We start from the raw sequence: 21723 nt of genomic DNA, 5'->3' as shown, positions 1-21723 counted from the left end.
TTATCACGCTTGTTCCGTATATTATCAGCAACAATTTCGGCAATCTCACGGCTGTTTTCTATTTTTGTTTAGGTATTGACTGTTGCACTATTGGTAAGGTTTTTTCTGCATCATTACAAAGATATAATTCTATGCACAAGGTTTTTCTGGGTTTGGGAGGAAATATCGGCAATAAGGAAGAAAATTTCATCCTTGTTCATCGGCACATCACCAAGATACTTGGGCCGATCCAACAGGCCTCGTCGGTGTATGAAACGCCCCCCTGGGGATTTTCCTCCGACGATAATTTCTGGAACCAGGTGGTAGAAATCAAAACCATTCTGGAAGCCGAAGAATTGCTTTGGAGAATCAAGGAAATTGAAGAGATGTTTGGCCGCAAACCCGCGTTGGACAGCGAAGAGCGTTATACTTCGCGCCCCATGGACATCGATATTTTGTATTTCGACGATACCTATTTTGAAACCAAATCGCTGACCGTGCCTCATCCGCGTATCCAACACCGCCTCTTTGTGCTGGTTCCGCTGGTGGAAATTGCTCCTCATTTCAAACACCCGCTTTTACGGATGGACCACCTTACTTTGCTCGAGAATTGTCACGATAAATCGATTATCCGCAAAGTTGATCTTCCGCCTGCTCCCCCCTCTTAAACCCGGATTCGTTTTGTAAATTTAAACCATACCACTATGAACAAATCGCTTTCCCTTGTTGCCGCCCTGCTCATCGTTCTCTTCTCGTGCACCCGGAAAAACGAAGTAACAATCGTTAAAAACGGGCAAAGCCATTACGAAATAAAACTTCCTGAAAACGCGGAGGCCACACTTGAAAAAGCCGCCGGAGAACTTCAAAAATACCTGCTGCAGATTTCTTCAGCAAAACTTCCCATTACCTCAGGGGAAAATGCCGATACCGAGAAACCTGTCATCCGTATTCAAAACGATACCCACCTGGCGCCCCATACCATCTCTTATTTTTTTGAGGGTAAAAATCTGGTTCTTTCGGGTGCCGACGAGCAAAGCACGCTGTATGCCGTTTATGCCTTCCTCGAAAATGAACTGGCTTGCCAGTGGTTTTCTCCTGCTGTGGAAAAAGTGCCGACAGCTTACACCCTCTCCGTTCCCAAAGGACTGAACTATATTTACACGCCCAACATTACGACACGAACGGTACATTCGCGGCTGTTTTATGAAAATCCTGATTTTGCGGATAAGCTAAAGGTCAGTCATGATGCCTTTCCCAATTATGTGCCGGTTGCAAGGGTACACACTTTTCATCGTCTGGTTCCCGGAGAAAAGTTTTTTCACAGCCACCCCGAATATTTTGCGCTGCGCGACGGCATACGCAAACAAACACAATTGTGCCTCAGCAACAAGGAAGTGCTGAACATGGTGATCGATTCGGTGCGAACCTGGTTTGAAAGATATCCCGACCAGCAGGTTGTTTCGGTTAGCCAGGACGACAATACCCAGTATTGCCAATGTGAAGCCTGCAGCCAAACAGACGCAGAGGAAGGATCGCCCAGTGGTTCGATGATCCGTTTTGTAAATGCGGTTGCCAAAGAGTTTCCCGATAAAACCATTTCGACACTGGCCTATCAGCACACGCGAAAACCTTGCAAAACCAAGCCGCTCGACAATGTTCTTATTACCCTTTGTTCGATTGAGTGCGACCGCAGTGCGCCCATCGAAGAAAAATGCACCGATTTTGCCGAAGACCTGGTGGGCTGGAAAGCGCTCACCGAAAACATCCGTATCTGGGATTACACCACGCAATTCACCAATTTCCTGGCTCCTTTCCCCAACATCATGACTTTGCAGCCCAATATCCGCTTTTTCAGAGATAACAACGCCACCTGGATTTTTGAACAACACAGTCACAATCCCAGCGAGCTGTTTGAATTACGTTCGTGGTTAACTGCCAAATTGCTTTGGAACCCCGATTTGGAAACCGATGAACTAATCACCGAATTTACCAACGGTTATTACGAAGAAGCAGGACCTTTTGTTGAAAAATACGTCAAGCGGATACACGAGGAACTAGCCAAACAACCTGACTTTTTCCTTTACCTGTATGGCGATCCGGCACAGGCTTTTACTTCTTTTCTGAAACCGGAATTACTGCAGGAATACAACACCCTTTTCGACCAGGCAGAAGAGGCCGTCGCGTCCAAACCGGAAGTTTTAAAGCGCGTGAGAGCTGCCCGTATAAGTACCGATTACGCATCGCTGGAAATGGCAAGAAACGGAATGTCGGAGAAATTTCGCTTGCTCGATGATGGTCAAATAAGCCAAGCGCTGAGCCAGCATCTTCAGCGTTTCGAGCAAAGTTGCCGGGATGAAAACATCGCCCTGATGAACGAAATGGGTTATACGGTAGATGAATACCTCGGGGCTTATCAAACGCTTCTGAAACGCGCTGGGCAAAAGAACCTGGCCCGCGCCGCGAAAGTGCAATTGCTGACCCAGCCTAAAAAATACGCGGACGAAGATCCGCAGGTACTAACCGACGGAGCTTTTGGCGGAACCAGTTTCTACGCCAACTGGCTGGGTTTCGAAGGGAACGACCTGGAAGCCGTGATCGATTTAGGCGAAATTAAGGAATTCAGTTACGTCTCCATCGCCTTTCTCCAGGTGACCAACCACATTGTGTTTTTCCCGGAGCAAGTGGCCTTTTCGATTTCTGAGGACGGTACGAAATATACTCCGCTGGAAACCGTTTCAACGCAACATCCGATTTCACCGGAAAGCAAAAGAAACGACATTGAATTGTTTGAAGTGCAAAATCATCCGGCGACAGCCCGGTACATCAAAATAAAGGCAAAGAATGTCGCCAAGGCACCGGCCTGGCACAATGCAGCAGGGTTGCCGGTCTGGATTTTTGCCGATGAAGTAACGGTCAATTAAAGAAAATTCTTAAAGTTGACGGAGCAATTCAATGTATTCTTCTCCCGACAGGCTAAAAAAGTCGGCCAGGTTTTGATTAAGCGAAAGTAAGTTCAGATCCTGGGCATCACGAACCAGTTGTTTCATTTTACGGATGTCGTCGATGCTCAGGGCATACATCTCGCGGCTGATCTCCTTGATAAAGATGTACCAGTCGTGATCGTCGCCGAGCTGATCGGTAATGTAATGAAGTTTTTCGAGCACGGTTCCCGGCACTTCGGTTTGTCCCGGCGCTTCGATCTCTGATTGGTACCACAGCGTTTTCATCTGTTTTCGCAGGTTATGATAGAGTTCAGCATCGTAACCCGACGCGATAAACCGGTACCAATCTTTACTTTTCTGAAAAGTAGCTCGAAGTTCATCAAAAACAAAAACGGAATAATCGGCGGAAGTCACTAAAGGAAGCAGCGTTTCCTGTCCGTCGTTCATCAGGCGAAGAATGTCAACCAGCACCTTCTCCTTCGCAATCAATTCGTCGAGGCTCTCTTCGTTGGTCTGGATAAGTTTTGCTTTGAGTATGGCATTCGAACTTTCGTCGAGCCCGCCTGTTTCAGCGACAAGGCGATCGAGCAGTTGCAGGTTTACAGTTGACTCACGCCCTAAAGTGAGCCGCCGCGCAATAATTCGTAGTGGCTTTCGGAAGTTGTCTACGTCAGGCTGAAGCTCGGCAGGAAATAGCTTAAGCAGGGCACTTTGGCGTTTAAACGATTTTCGTATTTCATGCACCTTTATTTCCGGTGGTACGTCGTCTGCTTCGCACAGTTCCTTCACCCGTTGCAACTGGGTTTGAATTGCCGCTATGAGTTCTTTCTTGTGGGCCTCTTCCATAACATTTGCTTTTCAGGCGTTTAGAATGAATGTATAGATACAAAAAAAGCTGTCACAAACGACAGCTTTCGGTAATATTATTCATATTCACCACCTGACTTGAAGTCAAGGGGTGAATAATTTATCTCTATTAATTAATCATTTCGAACCCGGTAAACGGAACCAGTGCTTCCGGGATTTTAATTCCTTCGGGCGTCTGGTTATTTTCGAGCAAAGCAGCTACAATACGCGGCAATGCCAGCGCACTTCCGTTAAGCGTATGCGCAATCTGCGGCTTTTTCACACCATCTTCGCGGTAACGCAATTTCAAGCGGTTGGCCTGAAAAGCTTCGAAGTTGGAAACCGAACTCACTTCCAGCCATTTTTCCTGGGCGGCCGAGTATACTTCAAAATCATAGGTAAGCGCCGATGTAAAACTCATGTCGCCTCCGCACAAACGAAGAATACGGTAAGGCAAACCTAACTTCTGAACCAGACCTTCCACATGCGCTACCATCTGGTCGAGCGTTTCGTATGATTTATCGGGGTGAGCAATCTGAACGATTTCCACTTTATCAAACTGGTGCAAACGGTTCAAGCCGCGCACGTCTTTTCCGTACGAACCGGCTTCGCGACGGAAACACGCGCTGTAAGCTGTATTTTTATACGGAAGATCTTTGGCATCCAGAATCACATCGCGGTAAATGTTGGTTACCGGAACTTCGGCCGTCGGAATCAGGTAAAGATTATCTTCGGTAACGTGGTACATCTGTCCTTCTTTGTCGGGCAACTGACCGGTTCCAAAACCTGAATCTTCGTTCACCATCAACGGAGGCTGAATTTCTTCGTAACCGGCTTTAGTGGCTTCTGCCAAAAAGAAATTGATGAGTGCACGCTGCAGCTGCGCACCTTTTCCACGATACACAGGAAAACCTGCACCGGTAAGTTTAACTCCCAATTCAAAATCAATCAGGTTGTATTTGGCTGCGAGTTCCCAGTGAGGTAAAGCTTCGGCCTGCAAGGCAGGTTTTTCGCCACCGGTTTTTACAATTTCGTTGTCGTCGGCACCTTTCCCGGCCGGAACAAGGTCGCTGGGCATATTGGGCAACTGCACCTGCAATTGGTACACTTTGTCCTCAATGGATGCAAAATCGGTATCGTATTGTTTGATGTTTTCCTTGAGTTCCGAAGTGCGTTCTTTGGCTGCGTTGGCTTCTTCGTGCTTGCCTTCTTTGAACATCATACCAATTTCCTTCGATATTTTGTTCATTTCGGCTTTTGCCTGATCGGCCTGACCCTGCAGTTTATTTTTTTGCTGATATAATTCAATGATCTGGGCAACAATCTCAGAAGCATCAAAATTCTTCCGTTTGAGTTTCTCAACAACGAGCTCCGGATTGTCCTGAATAAATTTTAAGTTGAGCATGTCAATCTGTTTTTATTGAAGCGCAAATTTAATAAATGTTGCGGCAGAACATTGCAATTACAATCGTAAAATCAGATTAAGTTCTTATTGATTAACTTCTTATTCGGATTGGCTCGGCAAAAGGCTCATTTCATTTACTTATTGGGGAGTGTAAACCAGAATTCAGTACCGTTCTCGTCGGAATGAACACCGATTTCTCCACCGTGAATTTCGACTGCCATTTTACAAAACGACAGCCCCAGCCCGGTTGAAGTGTTTACGCCCATATCGCGCGATTCGTACTGCCGGAACCTTTTGAAAATATTTTCCTGTTGTTCACGGGGAATTGCGGGCCCTAAATTGTGAACGCCCAGTCGAACCACCTTGTCGTCCTCCATTCGCTGTGTCACCGTGATTGTACTGTTGGATGGCGCGTATTTTACGGCATTCCCCAATAGATTGGAGAAAATGCGTCGCAACAGTTTTCCGTCAGCATTAACCAACTGTAACTTGTCTTCAGGAAACTCAAGCATCAGGTTCTTTTCTGTTACGTACAACGCCACTTCCATTGCTTTTTCCTTTAGTATTTCCAACACACTGCAGGATTCTTTTGAGATGGACATCTGCGATTCTTCGAAACGGTATACATCCAAAATATTTTGTGTGAGGTTCAGCATATCAAAACCCGACTGCATGATGAGTTGTTCCCGAAATTCAGGATCGTCAATATTGTGACTGTTCAGAATATTGTTCAGCGGATTTTTCAGGTCGTGAACGATCATTCCTGTAAGCTTTTCTTTAAACCGCAACAACTCGGTAAGCTTCTGATTGGCGACCTCCAACTGGTCGTTTTGCTGGGTAATCTTTCGGTTCTGCTTCTCAATCAAACTGCTTTTTTCATCCAGAATTTTGTGGGCTTTCTTGCTTCGGGAATAATGATAGTACACCAAAAAGACAACGACAACCATCAAGATTGCGATAACAGCCAGCAGGTTACGGAAACGCCGGGCATTTTGCAATTCTGCCTGCTGATGTTCGAGCGCATATTTTTGTTGACTGATTTGTTGTTCCTTCTTTTCGGTCTCGTATTTGGCTTCTGCTTCTGCCATCACTTTTGTTTTTTCACTGTTGAAAATCGAGTCGCGAAGCACATTTAACTCATCAGCCAACTCAAAGGCTTTTCTATAATTTTTCTTCAGTGCATAGCCGTCTTTCAGGATATCCAAAGCGGCCTCTTCTTCTAAAATAAGTTCAAGCGAATCGGCAAGCGCCCGGCCTTTTTCGCCATATACAATAATGGTATCGAGATCGCCGGGATGAATACGTAACCTGTCAGGCGAGTCCTTAACCTTCGACAAATACGTGCCCGAAAGATTTAAGTAGCTGACCATCAGACTTCTGGATGTTCGGTTTTTTGCATTCAACTGCATCGATTTCCGCACATAGTCAATAGCCGTATCGAATTCTTTTTTTGACTGATACAACACTGCAATGTTCGCATAGGTGATGGCGATATTAGCTTCCCTTCCCAGTTCCAGATCCAGGTCCAACGATTTATTGTACAGTTCAATTGCCTTGTCGTAATCATTTAGATTCGAATAACAAATGGCCAGGTTATTATAGCACGATGAAAGTCCACGCTGATCTTTTAATTCGGCAAATACTTCAAGTGCCTTGCCGTAGCTCTCGATGGCTTTCTCCAGCGAATTCTGCTTCCGCATAATGTTGCCGATGCTTAGATTACAGATAGCCACTCCTTTTTTATCGTTAAAGTGTTCAAAAATACCCATTGCGGTATAGTAGTTCTGAATGGCCTCGGCAAACATTCCCCGATTATTAAAAACCATTCCCAGGTTGAGCAATGCTCTTGATTGCATCAGGCTATCCTTCAGAAGTGTTGCATTCTCCAGCGATCGGTTGTAATATTCGAGAGAATTTGGGAATTCATCTTTGTTAAAATATACAGCGCCTGCTGTAATCATCGAATTCGTGAGGGTTTTCAGGTAAGTTGTTTTCTGCTCCTCGTTCTCTTCCTCATCGACAAGCCCCTGCAATAAATCAATTGCCGGTAAAAGATAGTCGAGAGTCTTGTCGTAATCGTATTTTTGACCGTAATAATAGTTTGCAATTTTATCAAGTGTCTTTGCTTTCCTAAAAATTACGTCACGAATAACTTTTTCTGAATAGTTGGATTCACTGATGATTTTATCTGCGATCGGCAACGCTTCATTAAAAAAAATCAATGCTGAATCCATATTTACCGGCAGCAGATCACTGCCCCGGGAAAGAACTTGCGATAATTTGGCAGTATCGGCATCGGCAACATTTGTTGTGGCTGATACATCCACGGCAAAGCAAAACAACAATACAAAGAGCGTTAATTTCATTCTAAACATATTGGATAAATTGTCATGGCATTTCTTTGTCTATCAAGCGAAAGATAGATAAAATCTTTTGGGCGTTTATCGCATTTCTTTTTACCCGGATATTTTTCCCAAAAAACCAAGTTATGTTAACTGACAATTAGCGGGCAATAATGTTCAAGCCCAACCAACACACACAGACTTTTATTTGCAGGGGATGTAACGCAAAAAAAAGCTCTCACTGTAAACAGCGAGAGCTTTTAATATTTTTATCAGGACTGGATCCTGAACTTTTCAGTATTATGCTAAACCTTTAGCTTCTTCGATCCATGGAGCAGGATCTTTTGAAGCATAACGGCTTCCGGCACCTTCCAATACTTTCTGAATATCTTCAACGGTAGCGGCAGCTACTGCAGCATACGATGCAAAACCACCTTCTGCGAGGATTTCAGCCAATTTTGGACCAACACCTGTTAATTTTGTTAAATCGTCACCTGCAACTTCTGCTTTTGGTGCTTCTGCTTTTGGTGCTTCTGCTTTCGGAGCTGCTTTTTTTGCAAGAGCTTCAGCAACAGCTGCCTCTACTTCTACAATCGGCGCTACCGATACATAGGAACGATTTTTTCTTTTCTTTTGGAAAACCACAGTTCCGTCGATCAATGCAAAAAGCGTATGGTCTTTACCAATTCCTACATTTTCTCCGGGATGATGTGATGTACCACGCTGGCGAACTAAAATATTACCAGCTTTTGCAAACTGACCGCCGTAAATTTTTACTCCCAGTCGTTTACTTTCCGATTCGCGTCCGTTCTTCGAACTACCTACACCTTTCTTATGAGCCATGGTAAATTTTCTTTATTAATTATCCAACAATGGTTTCTACCTGAATCTGAGTAAAATACTGACGGTGACCGTTCATTTTCTGATACGTTTTACGACGTTTCTTTTTGAAAACCAACACTTTTTCACCTTTCACATGTTCCAGCACTTTTGCTGTTACTTTCGCACCGCTTACGGTGGGGGTCCCAACGGCTACTTTACCGTCGTTGTCAACCAACAATACTTTATCGAAATCAACCGATGTTCCTTCTTCAACATCCAGGCGATGTACGAAAAGTTTTTTGTCTTTTTCAACCTTGAATTGCTGTCCTGCAATTTCAACAATCGCGTACATAATTTTACTTTTAACGTTTACACCGTCAGGCGGATATCCTGCTGGATTTCTCTTATTCGAGCCTGATCGATTCAAAATTTGGACTGCAAAAGTAGTTATTTTAAACTAACCAACAAATTATCAGGCACTTTTTTAACTTCTCCCATCCAACTTTAATTTCCTGAAAACTTAAAAGTTACTTCCTAAATGCCTAAACCACAATAGCGCATTTTTTTAATCAGAATTCAAGGTCTATTTTAGCGCGGTTTTAAAGAGGCATCACGAATAAACCATACCGTGTTTTTCGGTGTTTAGAAAAATTATGGACAGAAAGATTCTTCAGAGCTATTTTAAGATTTACATCCCCATTTTTATCTTGTTTTCAGGAGTCGCATTTACACTAAAGAAAGTGCGGGATAACTCCGATAAACTGATTTCGTTAAATGAGGAGCTTACCGAAATCAATACAAAATCGCGGATTATCAACCGTGATCTGAATTTTATTATAGGCGATTTACAAATACTGGCTGCTTTAAATATTTTTCACGAATTATGGCTTACCCCCGACAACTCAAAATTGAGAAATGACATTACCACTATTTTCAGTAAAATAAGCCGTGAACGCCAGCTCTACGACCAGATCAGACTGATTGACAATAATGGAATGGAAATAATCAGGGTAAACTTACAGGATAGTATTCCGGTGGTGGTTCCCTTTCCTGATCTACAAAATAAAAAGCACCGCCCTTATTTTACAAATACGATCAGGCTTAATAAAGGAGAGATTTATGTTTCTCCTTTTGATCTGAATACTGAAAACAAAAAGATTGAAGTTCCGCTAAAACCGATTTTGCGTTTCGCTACGCCCATGTTTAACGAAAAAGGGGAAAAAGAAGGCATTTTAATCCTGAACTACCTCGGCTCCTTCATGCTCAAAAACTCCGTATCGATGGGTAACTACCATTTTTCGGATCATTTTATGCTCTTAAATAAAGACAGTTACTGGCTAAAATCTTCCGATCCTGAATTGGAATGGGGCTTTATGTTTAGCGAAAAACACCAGGTAAAATTCCAAAACGATTACCCGGAAGAATGGAAAATCATACAAACAGAACAATCCGGACAGTTCGAAAACGAGAAGGGACTTTTTACGTTTAACACCATTTACCCGCCAAAAATCAACGCTTCTTCAGTTATACGAACCGACGACGAAACATCCAACGCGATTGAAAGCTATTACTGGAAAGCCGTTTCGTTTGTTCCGCATGCCGAATTGTATAAAAGCCAAAGAGCACGTAATCTGCAATTACTGCTTGTTTACTTATTGCTAAACCTTATGGCAGGATTTGGTTCGTGGGTCTTAGCCCGAGCGATCAACAAACGCAAACTGGTTGAAGAAAAAATGCGTAAGAACCTGATAAAATTACAGGAGTTAAACGCCACAAAAGACCGTTTTTTCTCCATCATCGCTCACGATCTGCGCAGTCCGTTTAACACGATGCTCGGCTTTGGGGAAATGTTGAAAGAAGAAGTTGATGCCGGAAATACCCAAAACATAAAAGAGTATACCCGTATTCTCTTTCTCGATATCCAAAAAACCTATAATCTATTAACTGAATTACTCGACTGGGCCAACCTACAATTAAAGAAATTTAGTTTTAGTCCCAGATTGTTAAATATTGAGCAATGCGTAACAGAGACCTTCCAGATTCTCGAATTAAGCGCACTGAACAAAAAACTTACGTTGGAGAAGTCGGTTCCCGAAGACCTGAAACTGAAAGCCGACCGCAACATGTTTTGTACCATTGTACGCAACCTGTTAGCCAATGCCATTAAGTTCACGCCTGAAGGTGGACACATCCGGTTTACTGCGGAGAAAAGCAACGATCAATACCTTTTTTCGGTGGCCGACAATGGTATTGGCATCCGCACGCATAACCTTAAAAAGCTATTTAAATTAGAAGAAAGTTTTACAACTCCCGGCACCAACCAGGAAAAAGGGACCGGTTTGGGGCTCATCCTCTGCAAAGAGTTGGTTGAAAAACATGGAGGCCAAATTTGGGCGGAAAGCGAACCCGGTCATGGTGCAAAGTTTCATTTCACCATTCCAATCCTATAACAGATCGCTATCTCACCCCGTATTGACCATTACCAAAATATTCTGTTCTCTTCACAATTCGCATCTCTCGTTCAACGCATCAGATATCCCGCGCTTTTAAAAACAAGCACCAGCATAATAAGTCCAACAACAAACACCATTGCGAGTAAAAACTTGCTTAAACGATCGTGTTTTCGCTGCAGTTCGATGTTCTCTGAGACCAGAGCCAGGCTATTTTCATTGAGATCGGACAAACAGGCCTCCAGGTGTTTTATATGATAATTGACCTGGGCACGATTAACCAGAAAGTTGAACAGAATTCCGATGAAAATAAAACTAATAAAAACAATCACATCTACCCCATCAAGTTGCCTGACATAACCGTAAGCTGTGTAAAAATAGGCCAGCGACCCGGCAATAAACCCAAACAAATAAGTAACTGCTACCAGCAGCAAAGTGGTAAAAAAGCGGGTTTTCAGATAAGTTAGCATCGAAGCCAATTTATCGCGTGTAGTTTGCCCGTTGTCGGCTGTCAAAATAAACCGGGTTAATAGTTTCTTTTGATAAAACAGGAGCGGAATCAGCATCACCGTTCCTGCTGCTGTTACAACCATTACGTTGAAAGTTCCCCAAAAGAGTACAAAATCGACGACAAGTACCGCCAACACTAAGGCTTTCAGCACAATATCGAAAATGATCATATTTTTGATTTTCTGTGCGGAATCGTTCGACCGCCCCGAAATAAATTGTTCGATGGAAGGGCTTTCATATCCGGAAGCACCTGCCAACTTCTCTGCTTTGCTCCACATGGCTTTTAATTTTTCGTCGTTCATTTCATTCAAATTGAGCATTTCATCATTCGTGTTTTTCTGCTTCTTTAATCAAAGCTTCCAGCCGGCGTTTGATACGGACCAGTTTCACACTCACATTACTTTTAGAAGTTCCCATGATGGTGGCAATCTCATCGTAGCTTTTTTCGTCGAGCCAAAGCAAAATGATTGCCTTATCAATCCGGTTGAGTGCAGCAACTGCACGGAACAAAAGCCTGACCTGATCCAGATCGGACTGCCCCTCATCGCTAAGCTGCACATTCTCGTTTAAAAATTCATGGCCGGGCTTGTTTTTGTTTTTCCGAACATTACTGATGGCGGTGTTTAGCGCCACCCTGTACATCCAGGTACTAAACTTCGCCTCGCCCCTGAATCGGGCATACGATCTCCAGAGCTGCAAACATATCTCCTGAAAAAGATCTTCACGGTCAGCCGGACTATCGGCGTATATCATCGTTACCTTGTGGATGATTCCCTGGTGCTCGCTTATCCGTTCGCTGAATTCCTTTTTAGTTGACTGTTGCACTTTTGCGTTGTTTTTCACCCTGTTAGTCGTAATGGTTCAGAAAAAACTACATGGATATAAAAATAAACGGTCTGCGGGAATCAAGCACCATGAAACAAAGCGTTTAACATCTGCTTCAAAACCTTATATTTTCAGCCTTTCCAATAAAACACATTCAATTTCGGCGATAAACCAAAATGATTCTTATATTTGTTTTCACTGAAAATCAGGCCAGGCAGAATATGCAAAAAATTCGTTTGAACATTTTGGGACTTTCCGTAAGCCAAACACAATCAGGGGCGTATGCGTTGGTATTGGCGGAAGAAAAAGGGGAAAGGAGAATTCCGATTATTATAGGGCCTGTGGAAGCGCAGGCAATTGCGATTCAACTGGAGGGATTGAAACCTCCCCGTCCGCTCACCCACGACCTTATAAAAAACATTGCCCTGGCTTTCGACATTTCACTTATTGAAGTTACCATTTACAAACTCGAAGAAGGAATTTTCTATTCAGAATTATTGTGCGAAATGGGAGGAAAAGAAATTCGGGTGGATTCCCGAACCTCCGATGCCGTTGCTTTGGCACTTCGTTTTCGTTGCCCCATTTATACTTCCGAAGAAATATTAAAAAAAGCAGGTATTGTATTGGAACAGGAAGACGAACAATCGCCTGTCCGGAGTATTTTTGATGAAGACTACGACGACCCGGTCCCTTCTTCCTATTCCCATTATTCCACCAACGAATTGCAGGAATTATTGGATGAAGCCATTCAGAATGAAGATTACGAAAAAGCTTCTTTGATTAGAGACGAATTAAACAAACGTGAAAAATAACAGTTTGAAGTCTGGATTCGCGATCAGATTTCATTGGAAACCGGACATATATACATTTAACATAGACAAACACGTTAAAAGGATGAGACAAGCTTTAGCCTTGCTGGTAATGGTTACCGGCATTTTCTTTTTTCAGCCGGCATTTGCCAAAAACGATTCGACTACAACGACTTCAGATAATCCGATCCTGGCAGAACAACAAACCGAAGTTATTACCTCTACTACATCGGAGGAACAGACCAACAATAAGGACAAGGCAATTATCCTTTTATCTAAAAAACGGGAGCACCCCTTTTCAATCATCACCTTATTCAGGGGATTGCTCGGAATGGCAGTTTTGATATTCATCGGTTTTATTTTTAGTCGCGACCGAAAAAATATTCCGTGGAAAACGGTTGGAGTCGGCTTGCTCATCCAGATTGTTCTGGCATTGGGAATACTCTACATTCCGGCTGTTCAGATCACTTTTGAAGCCCTGGGAAAAATCTTTGTTAAAATTCTCGACTTCACAAAAGAAGGGAGTACCTTTCTTTTGGGCGACCTCATGGATGCCAATACTTACGGCTACATCTTTCTGTTCCAGGTTTTACCTACCATTATCTTCTTTTCTGCCTTAACCAGCTTACTGTTTTACTGGGGAATTATTCAGAAAGTGGTATACGGTCTGGCCTGGGTATTTACAAAAGCGCTGAAAATATCGGGAGCGGAAGCGCTTTCGGTGGCCGGAAACATTTTCCTGGGGCAAACCGAATCTCCGCTGATGATTAAGGCCTACCTGGAGAAAATGAGCAAATCAGAAATTTTGCTTGTTATGACCGGAGGAATGGCCACGCTGGCTGGAGGTGTTTTAGCAGCTTACATTGCGCTTTTGGGTGGCGACGATCCGGTATTGCGACTCGAGTTTGCCAAACATTTGCTAACCGCTTCGGTAATGGCTGCACCTGCTGCTATTGTTTTTTCGAAAATGCTGGTTCCACCTACCGAGGCAATCAATAAGCAAATTGAAGTTAGTAAAGACAAAATTGGAAGCAACGTGCTCGATGCCATATCCAACGGAACAACCGAAGGAGTAAAACTGGCTGTAAATGTGGGAGCCATGCTTTTAGCGTTTATTGCATTTATTGCCATGTTTAACTACACCATTGGAAAAATAGGAAGCTGGACTCATCTGAACGAAGTTATTGCCGGCATTACAGATGGAAGATACAATGAACTTTCGCTGCAGTTTATTTTGGGGTACACCTTTGCACCCCTGATGTGGTTAATTGGAGTTTCGCCTGAAGACATTGCTGTGGTAGGCCGGCTTTTAGGAGAGAAACTGATTCTGACAGAATTTATCGGGTACATCAGCCTGGCCGATTTAAAAGCTGCCGGTGCATTTACCGAGACCAAATCCATCATCATGGCGACCTATATTTTATGCGGTTTTGCCAATTTCTCCTCCATCGGAATTCAAATTGGAGGTATCGGAGCACTTGCTCCTTCAAAAAGAGTTTTATTGTCAAAATATGGTGTTCCCGCGCTATTGGCGGGCACTCTGGCCTCGTTAATGAGCGCTACGATAATTGGAATGATTTTAGGATAAAAGACCATTAGGTTTTTATTTTTCTTTTTTGTAACTTGCTTCGCGTAACAGTTATTTGACGGTTACAAAAACAATTAAAGATAAAACATAAGGGTAGAACAACAGTATTTATGATTGGTTTTGTGTTTAGGGGTTTGTAATTATCAGTCATCTTCAAAAAAGCGTCCATAATGTTCTGCCCTTTTTTCTTTGACACACACGAGCAACAGTAAAGATTACCATTGCGATCAAGTATAAAATATTAACTAAGTGCAGCCTGGCAATTTGTGCCGGGCTTTTTTGTTTTCCGACACTACTTTTTGAATTTCGGAGCTTCGGCTTTGAAGCCGTTCTATTATTTTAACGAAGTAGCATCATTCACAGCCTCATTATCACTACTATTCCGCGTCAATGTCAACAGAAATACGCTTAAAACACAGTCACAAAGGGGAAAAAAGGATGAAATCAGATAACTAAAAAATGTTTTTTTTAATGAAATTTATCCCCATGGATTATCACATTGTCTTCAGCAACAAAAAATTCATTATGAAAATCCGGTCTATTCAAAGTCCAATTTCGTTTTTTTTAGCTTGCAAAGGTTAATTCTCCCGAAAAGAGAAAGAAAATTATGTCACAAATGCTTTTCTAAAAAGTCGGGCAACTACTCCACTGCAACAATTATCATCCTCTGTTCTTTAAACTTTATCTGATGCTGAATGAATTCGGGCAGGCGGACTTTAAACTATGAACATTTAATGTTACTTTTGCACCTCAAATTTTTCGTAGAATTCTGAAAGAGAAAAACATGGAGATTCCTAGCAAGTACAACCCGTCAGCGGTTGAAGACAAGTGGTACAAATACTGGATGGACAACAAGTATTTCCATTCTACCCCCGATGAAAGAGAGCCTTACACCATTGTAATTCCGCCGCCTAACGTAACCGGGGTTTTACATATGGGCCATATGCTGAACAATACCATTCAGGATATTTTGGTGCGCCGGGCACGTATGACCGGCAAAAATGCCTGCTGGGTACCCGGAACCGACCACGCGTCAATTGCCACCGAAGCAAAGGTGGTCAACAAATTACGTGCTGAAGGAATTGACAAATATGATCTTTCGCGTGAAGAATTCTTAAAACATGCCTGGGAATGGACCGACAAACACGGCGGTATTATCCTGGAGCAATTGAAAAAACTGGGTGCTTCGTGCGACTGGGACCGCACGGCTTTTACCATGGACGAAGCCCGCAGCGAATCGGTAATCAAGGTTTTTGTTGACTTATTTAACAAAGGATTGGTTTACCGCGGCGTGCGTATGGTTAACTGGGATCCGGCAGCAAAAACGGCACTTTCCGACGAAGAAGTGATCTACAAGGAAATGCAGGGAAAACTGTATTACCTGAAGTATAAGATTGAAGGAGAAGATGGTTTTGTGACCATTGCGACCACCCGTCCCGAAACAATTTTGGGTGACACGGCCGTTTGTGTAAACCCGGCTGATGAACGTTTTACACACCTCAAAGGCAAACGCGTTTTAGTACCGCTTCTGAACCGCTCAATCCCGATTATTCAGGACGAATACGTAGACATGGAATTTGGTACCGGTTGTTTGAAAATTACACCGGCACACGATATTAACGACTACGAAATCGGGTTGAAACACAACCTGCCTTCGATCGATATCTTTAACGACGACGGAACCTTGAGCGAAAAAGCCGAAATGTTTATCGGCCAGGATCGTTTTGACGTTCGTAACCTTATTATTCCGGAATTGGAGAAAGCCGGCAACCTGGCAAAGGTGGAGGATTATACCAATAAGGTTGGGTTCTCGGAACGGACCGATGTAATCATCGAGCCAAAACTTTCGGCACAGTGGTTCCTGAAAATGGATGATCTGGTAAAACCGGCTTTGGAAAACGTAATGAACGACACCATTCAATTCCACCCGCCGAAATTCAAAAATATTTACAAGCACTGGATGGGCAACATCAAAGACTGGTGTATCAGCCGCCAGTTGTGGTGGGGGCACCAGATTCCGGTGTATTATCTGCCCGACGGAACTTTTGTTTGTGCAGAAACCGCAGAAGAAGCGCTAAAACTGGCTCAGGAAAAATCGGGAAATGCAAGTTTAACAGCTGCCGACCTAAAACAGGATGAAGATGCTTTGGACACCTGGTTTTCAAGCTGGTTGTGGCCCATCTCTGTTTTCGATGGTATCCGCGATCCCGAAAACAAAGAGGTAAATTATTATTACCCCACTTCTGACCTGGTAACAGCGCCTGATATTATTTTCTTCTGGGTGGCCCGTATGATTATTGCAGGTTACGAGTACCGTGATGAACTACCATATAAGAATGTGTATTTCACAGGGATGGTACGCGATGCACAGCGCAGGAAGATGTCGAAATCGCTGGGTAACTCACCCGATCCGCTGGATTTGATTGCCAAGTACGGTGCCGACGGTGTTCGCGTAGGCATGTTGCTTTGCTCGCCTGCCGGTGGCGACTTGCTTTTTGATGAAAGCCTTCCGCAACAGGGCTCCGGTTTTGCGACAAAAATATGGAACGCCTTCCGCCTGGTAAAAAACTGGGAGGTTTCTGCCAACATCGAACAGCCGGAACATTCCAAATTGGCTATTGAGTGGTTTAACAACAAACTGGGTGAGGTGGTTGCCACCTTGAACAACCAGTTTGATCAGTTCCGTATTTCAGAAGCATTGATGACGGTTTACACCACTGTTCGCGACGAATTTTCGGGCTGGTTGCTCGAAATGGTAAAACCGGCTTATCAACAGCCTATTGACGCCAAAACGTACAGCGAAGTGGTTGAATTGTTTGATCAAATGCTGCGTTTGATGCATCCTTTTATGCCGTTCATCACTGAAGAAATATGGCAAATGCTGACCGAAAGAAAAGATGGTGAAAGCATTATGATCAGCCAGCTGCCTAAAGTTGAAAAGTACGACGAAGCTTTACTCGCGGCTTTCGAGAATGTGAAAGAAGCGATTTCCGGTATTCGAAAAATCCGCAGCGACAAAAACATCCCCAATAAAGATACGCTCGAACTAAAAGTTCAGGCAGGAGATAAAGGTTTTGAGCCGCAGTTCAACAGTGTGATACTCAAAATGGCCAATCTCTCTTCGTTTGAGATGATAACTGAAGAAGTTCAGGGCGCTGCTTCGTTCCGGGTAAAATCGACCAACTTTTACGTTCCGATGGAAGGTTTTATTGATGTGGAAGAAGAGTTGAAAAAGCTCGAAGAAGAACTGAAATATACACAGGGATTCCTGACTTCAGTATTGAAAAAACTGAGCAACGAACGCTTTGTAAACAGCGCGCCTGAGGCAGTTGTGGCAAACGAAAAAGCAAAACAAGCTGATGCCGAAGCAAAAATAAAAGTACTGGAAGAGCGAATTGCAGGCTTAAAATAAGAAGTGCTTTAAAAACAAAATCATAAATAAAGGCCCGGCTTCTGACCGGGCCTTTATCATTTGCGTTCTAATCGTCATCGTCCTCATCGGAACTAACACTGAAAAAAGCCGCATGCACGGGCGCCGGGCAGGGGCTATCTTCCCCCTTGATGGCTGCCCATATTACCTTATTGAATAAATCATCCGGAATGCTGTCTTCCTTTTTAAAATTGAACGTTTCACTCAACTTCGACATGGCGGTTTCGCGGGTATTTTTCAGGTTCAGATCGATATTTGCAGGCAGGGCCTTAAACGGAGGATGGCCGGCGGTCTTATTAAAACAACGCCACATGGGTTCGGCCGAAGCATCGTACTGACTCATTGGGGGCAACCCCAAAATAAGTTCGATGGTGCGCAATGCCGACGATGTGGAATACATGGTATGATCGACATACCCTTGTTTTATAAATCCTCCGGCAATGTAGGCAGTGGTGCGGTGTGCATCCACATGATCTGGACCATTTTGTGCATCATCTTCCAAAATAATGATCAAGGTCTCGTTCCAGATTGGCGAATGACTCAGGTATTCCACAAACATTCCCACCGCCAGGTCGTTATCTGCCGCATGAGCCTTTGGCGTTGTTCTCCCGATTCTTAATCCTTCGGTATGATCGTTTCCAAACCTTAAACTGTTAAACTGCGGAACTTCTCCTTTTGCCAGTAGCTTTTCGAAATCTTCTTTCCACCAACGAAAACGAACGGTATCGCGGATCGACATGTCCCAGCCCACGTATTCTTCGCAAAAATGACCTTCCAATACCGGAATACTGGGTTTTTTACCGCCAATAAATTCGCCGTAGCTTCGGTACGACACTCCGTATCGCTTGCAGAAATCCCACAGAAATCCATTTTTATTGTTCGAAACTTCGCGTTTCCCTTCTCCGGGGTAAAATCCTCCCCTTCCTCCATAACTCGATGGCCAGTTTTTCTCAAGATAATCGGTTGCGTAGGCACCCATCGTCCAGTTATGACCATCGGCGCTTACTTCACCATTTACATAGAAATTATCCAGCAACACAAACTGTTCAGCTATTGCGTGCTGATTGGGTGTTACATCGCGGCCAAAAAGAACCAGATTCGGGTCTCCGTTCCCCTGAGGCAAATCCCCCAGCACCTGATCGTAGGTCCGGTTTTCCTTTATCACGTAAAAAACATATTTGATCGGCGATTTCCCGCCCACAGTCATTGGCACAGGATTTCCTTCTTCTCCCGACGAAACCAGCTCTTTTTCTTTAGTGTAGGGTACATTTTCGTAAACCGCACGCGAATAGATGCCCAGTTGCTCCTCATTCGGAGTTTCTATGGCTTGCAACGTTCCGGTGAACAAGCCACCGATATATTGCACTTTGGCATTTCCAACGTCCTTGTGGCGTTCCACCCGTTCAGCTTTGCTTTCCGGACTTGGCCCCAGTGGATTTGCCTTTGAAGTAAGTCCTTTTCCGTTGGAGACAAATATGTTCTTCCCCACGACTCTTACACAAGTAGGATACCAGCCGGTTGGAATAAAACCTTTACTAAAACTGCTTCCGGGACTACTGACATCGAACACTGCCAGACAATTGTTATCGGCATTCGCAATGTAAAGCGTTTTTTCGTTCTCGCTTAAAGCCACACTGTTGGTAGTTGAACCCGATGGAGCGTCGGGATACAGCGCCGCATTTAATACCTCAATCACTCTTTTTTGCTCCAGCGAAATCACCGCAACCGAATTATCGTTGGCATTGGCTACAAAAAGGAATTTATCGTTTTTGGTCAAACAAAGATCATTCGGATTATCTCCCACCGGAATTGTGCCTGCCATTTCCTGCTTTTCGGTATCGAAAAGAATCACTTTATCGCCTCCCCAACAGGATATGTACAATGTTTTCATATCATTCGATAAAAGACACGTATATCCCTCTCCTCCCAACGGAATCTGTTTTTGAATTTTCTTATCGTTTAAGCCAACCACATACAACGAATTATTTTCCTTGGTTACTGCATAAAGCATTTGATGTTTCTCGTCAACCGCAATACCTGCCACCGAAATGAGGTTTGGCCAGGGCTTCCCCAAAACAATGGTGTCGACACCCATCAGCTTTTTGTCTCTTATCTCATACTTAATGATCCAGTTATCGTTCCCTCCGGAGGCATACAGTGATTTTTCGTCTTTTGAAAAAGTCAGCCCGAGCCAGCTTTTCCGGATCACGACCGAATCAAGCAACTTAAACGCTTTACTGTCGAATAGTTGAATACTTTGCGTACTTTGCCCGTTGTTGGTAACAGCCAGCATTTTCCCCGACGGAGAAACCGCAATATTCAAGGGCAGGTCGCCCAACGGAAGTTTCTTCCCCACCGGAGTAAGGTCCCAGCCATTGGGGAGTGAAACCTTGTTCACCATGATTTCCTTCAACGATTGAGCATATCCGGTTGTCACTGCAGTAATAAATACAAATGCTAGAATTATAAGAGAAGACACTCTCTTTTTAAGATTTTGCATGATATTAAGTTTAGTTGTTGAAAAAAAGTATCATCCCGGCTAAACCAGTACTGAAAAATATTTTCATCCCGGCCGACATGATTTTCAAAAGTAAACAAAAACCATTAATGATAAGTTGCAATCGATTTCATCTTTAATACATTATCATTAAACCTTCATTCGGTTTTCAAGCCCTGCGGAACATTCGAGCGGTCTTAACACGTGTTAAAAAAGGGGTTAAATTTAGTTATTTCATTCAGCTTAAAAATCTTTTACATAGTTTTGCAGCTGTACCTAAAGAATTGAAATGATCAGATTTTCGGCAGTATTACTCTTTGCAATGCTACTGGTTTTGAATGTCAAAGCCCAGGACGACACCGACATGATTGATCCGATGCTGATCGAATTAAAAGCGCGCTTATTAAGCACTGCCGACAGCTCTGCAATTCCTTACGCCAATATTATCCTGCACCGCACACACAGCGGCACCATTACCAATACCAATGGTTATTTCTCGCTCGAAATGCTGAACATCGACAGCCTGGAAGTTACATCGGTGGGCTATAAAAAAACAATCTTCAAAATACCTTCCTACTACACCGGATATGAAACCCTTGATTTTTACATGGAACCGGTACTGTACAATGTAGGAGAAGTTCGGGTAGAAGGAAAATCAAAAGAACTGGATTATTTTAACCATGGGCAACCTACCGTTATTCCTCCGGAACTGAGAGGCGATGCCTTTAACGAAAGGCCTCCAATTCTGGCAGCCTTTTTCAATCCTGTTTCTTACTGGCAATACCATTTGAGCAAACGGGAAAAACGTAAACGTGCCGTGCGGCAAGATATGACCGTCATGCGCAACTGGGAGATGCACGCTCAGAATTACAACAAGGAAATGGTAATGAAATTGACAGGTTTAAACGAGGCCTACGCTGATACCTTTATGGTTTGGTTTAACGGACAAAATGTACTCCCGTACACTGCATCAGAATACCAGGTTCGTGCCTCGATTGTTGAATATTACCAGCTCTTTAAACTTGATTACGAGCTCAAATAGTTTTTTTTGAATCTTTGAATCAGGAGTTCTACAAAAACATCAAATTTTGTTAATAAAATACTAATTCGTATTTTATTTTTATCCATCAATTTATTTCAATTCGATAGTTTATTGCAGTTTTTTAAATCATTTTAAAACAAATAGCAAGCACTTTACTTTCATATTAATATTTTCAATTGCACTTGTCAACGCAAAAGCAAGGACTATAAGATTTAGACCAACAAAAACATGTTTTC

15 protein-coding genes and 1 pseudogene are annotated in these 21723 nt (G+C 43.3%); 7 read left to right on the top strand and 9 right to left on the bottom strand.

What is annotated here, in order from left to right; genetic code table 11:
- The first annotated feature begins 131 nt into the window (after window positions 1–131).
- Together folK and MR764_RS17060 are read left to right on the top strand one after the other, a co-directional pair.
- Complete coding sequence (folK, locus tag MR764_RS17065) at window positions 132–647, top strand: 2-amino-4-hydroxy-6-hydroxymethyldihydropteridine diphosphokinase (RefSeq protein WP_247980658.1); 516 nt, start codon at window positions 132–134, stop codon at window positions 645–647.
- Window positions 648–683: 36 nt separating this feature from the next.
- Complete coding sequence (locus MR764_RS17060; protein WP_247980657.1) at window positions 684–2900, top strand: DUF4838 domain-containing protein; 2217 nt, start codon at window positions 684–686, stop codon at window positions 2898–2900.
- 9 nt (window positions 2901–2909) lie between these two features.
- Here MR764_RS17060 and MR764_RS17055 read toward each other — a convergent pair whose 3' ends face one another.
- From MR764_RS17055 to rplU, 6 genes and pseudogenes are all read right to left on the bottom strand, one after another.
- Complete coding sequence (locus MR764_RS17055) at window positions 2910–3767, bottom strand: CHAD domain-containing protein (RefSeq protein WP_247980656.1); 858 nt, start codon at window positions 3765–3767, stop codon at window positions 2910–2912.
- Window positions 3768–3897: 130 nt separating this feature from the next.
- On the bottom strand, window positions 3898–5172 hold the full coding sequence (gene serS / locus MR764_RS17050) for a serine--tRNA ligase (protein WP_247980655.1): 1275 nt from the start codon (window positions 5170–5172) through the stop codon (window positions 3898–3900).
- Window positions 5173–5306: 134 nt separating this feature from the next.
- A complete protein-coding gene (locus MR764_RS17045) occupies window positions 5307–7538 on the bottom strand; it encodes a tetratricopeptide repeat-containing sensor histidine kinase (protein WP_247980654.1) in 2232 nt (743 codons plus the stop codon).
- A 276-nt stretch (window positions 7539–7814) separates the two neighbouring features.
- Entirely contained in the window at window positions 7815–8108 is a 294-nt protein-coding gene (locus tag MR764_RS20395) for a helix-hairpin-helix domain-containing protein (protein ID WP_348773089.1), read from the bottom strand.
- A pseudogene (gene rpmA, locus MR764_RS17035) lies at window positions 8100–8357 on the bottom strand (50S ribosomal protein L27); the annotation flags it as partial. The gene MR764_RS20395 and the pseudogene rpmA, both read right to left, overlap by 9 nt.
- A 19-nt stretch (window positions 8358–8376) precedes the next feature.
- Entirely contained in the window at window positions 8377–8688 is a 312-nt protein-coding gene (rplU, locus tag MR764_RS17030; protein ID WP_247980653.1) for a 50S ribosomal protein L21, read from the bottom strand.
- A gap of 301 nt (window positions 8689–8989) precedes the next feature.
- Between rplU and MR764_RS17025 the strand changes: the two genes are divergently transcribed.
- Window positions 8990–10786 (top strand): sensor histidine kinase, encoded by a 1797-nt coding sequence (locus MR764_RS17025; protein ID WP_247980652.1) that lies wholly within the window; start codon window positions 8990–8992, stop codon window positions 10784–10786.
- A 71-nt stretch (window positions 10787–10857) separates the two neighbouring features.
- Here MR764_RS17025 and MR764_RS17020 read toward each other — a convergent pair whose 3' ends face one another.
- On the bottom strand, window positions 10858–11598 hold the full coding sequence (locus MR764_RS17020) for a hypothetical protein (RefSeq protein WP_247980651.1): 741 nt from the start codon (window positions 11596–11598) through the stop codon (window positions 10858–10860).
- 22 nt (window positions 11599–11620) lie between these two features.
- Window positions 11621–12121 carry a sigma-70 family RNA polymerase sigma factor gene (locus tag MR764_RS17015; protein ID WP_247980650.1) on the bottom strand — a complete coding sequence of 167 codons (501 nt, stop codon included), beginning with the start codon at window positions 12119–12121 and terminating at the stop codon, window positions 11621–11623.
- A gap of 176 nt (window positions 12122–12297) precedes the next feature.
- Here MR764_RS17015 and MR764_RS17010 point away from each other — a divergent pair, with 176 nt between their 5' ends.
- The 3 genes from MR764_RS17010 to MR764_RS17000 all read left to right on the top strand — a co-directional run bounded on the left by MR764_RS17010 (window position 12298) and on the right by MR764_RS17000 (window position 17930).
- Window positions 12298–12933, top strand: coding sequence for a bifunctional nuclease family protein (locus MR764_RS17010; protein WP_247980649.1), 636 nt, complete (start codon window positions 12298–12300; stop codon window positions 12931–12933).
- Between the two features lie 82 nt (window positions 12934–13015).
- On the top strand, window positions 13016–14518 hold the full coding sequence (locus MR764_RS17005; RefSeq protein ID WP_247980648.1) for a nucleoside transporter C-terminal domain-containing protein: 1503 nt from the start codon (window positions 13016–13018) through the stop codon (window positions 14516–14518).
- 784 nt (window positions 14519–15302) lie between these two features.
- Complete coding sequence (locus tag MR764_RS17000; RefSeq protein ID WP_247980647.1) at window positions 15303–17930, top strand: valine--tRNA ligase; 2628 nt, start codon at window positions 15303–15305, stop codon at window positions 17928–17930.
- Window positions 17931–17997: 67 nt separating this feature from the next.
- On the opposite strand, the gene MR764_RS16995 is transcribed toward MR764_RS17000, so the two are convergent.
- Window positions 17998–20448: a bifunctional YncE family protein/alkaline phosphatase family protein gene (locus MR764_RS16995; protein WP_247980646.1), complete on the bottom strand. Its 2451-nt coding sequence runs from the start codon at window positions 20446–20448 to the stop codon at window positions 17998–18000.
- A gap of 286 nt (window positions 20449–20734) precedes the next feature.
- Here MR764_RS16995 and MR764_RS16990 point away from each other — a divergent pair, with 286 nt between their 5' ends.
- Window positions 20735–21487 (top strand): carboxypeptidase-like regulatory domain-containing protein, encoded by a 753-nt coding sequence (locus tag MR764_RS16990; RefSeq protein WP_247980645.1) that lies wholly within the window; start codon window positions 20735–20737, stop codon window positions 21485–21487.
- Window positions 21488–21723: the final 236 nt, after the last annotated feature.

This window comes from Maribellus sp. YY47 (assembly GCF_023111095.1).
Lineage (GTDB): Bacteria > Bacteroidota > Bacteroidia > Bacteroidales > Prolixibacteraceae > Draconibacterium.
The sequence above is the reverse complement of the archived record's forward strand: the minus strand, read 5'-3'. Positions and strand labels throughout refer to the sequence as shown.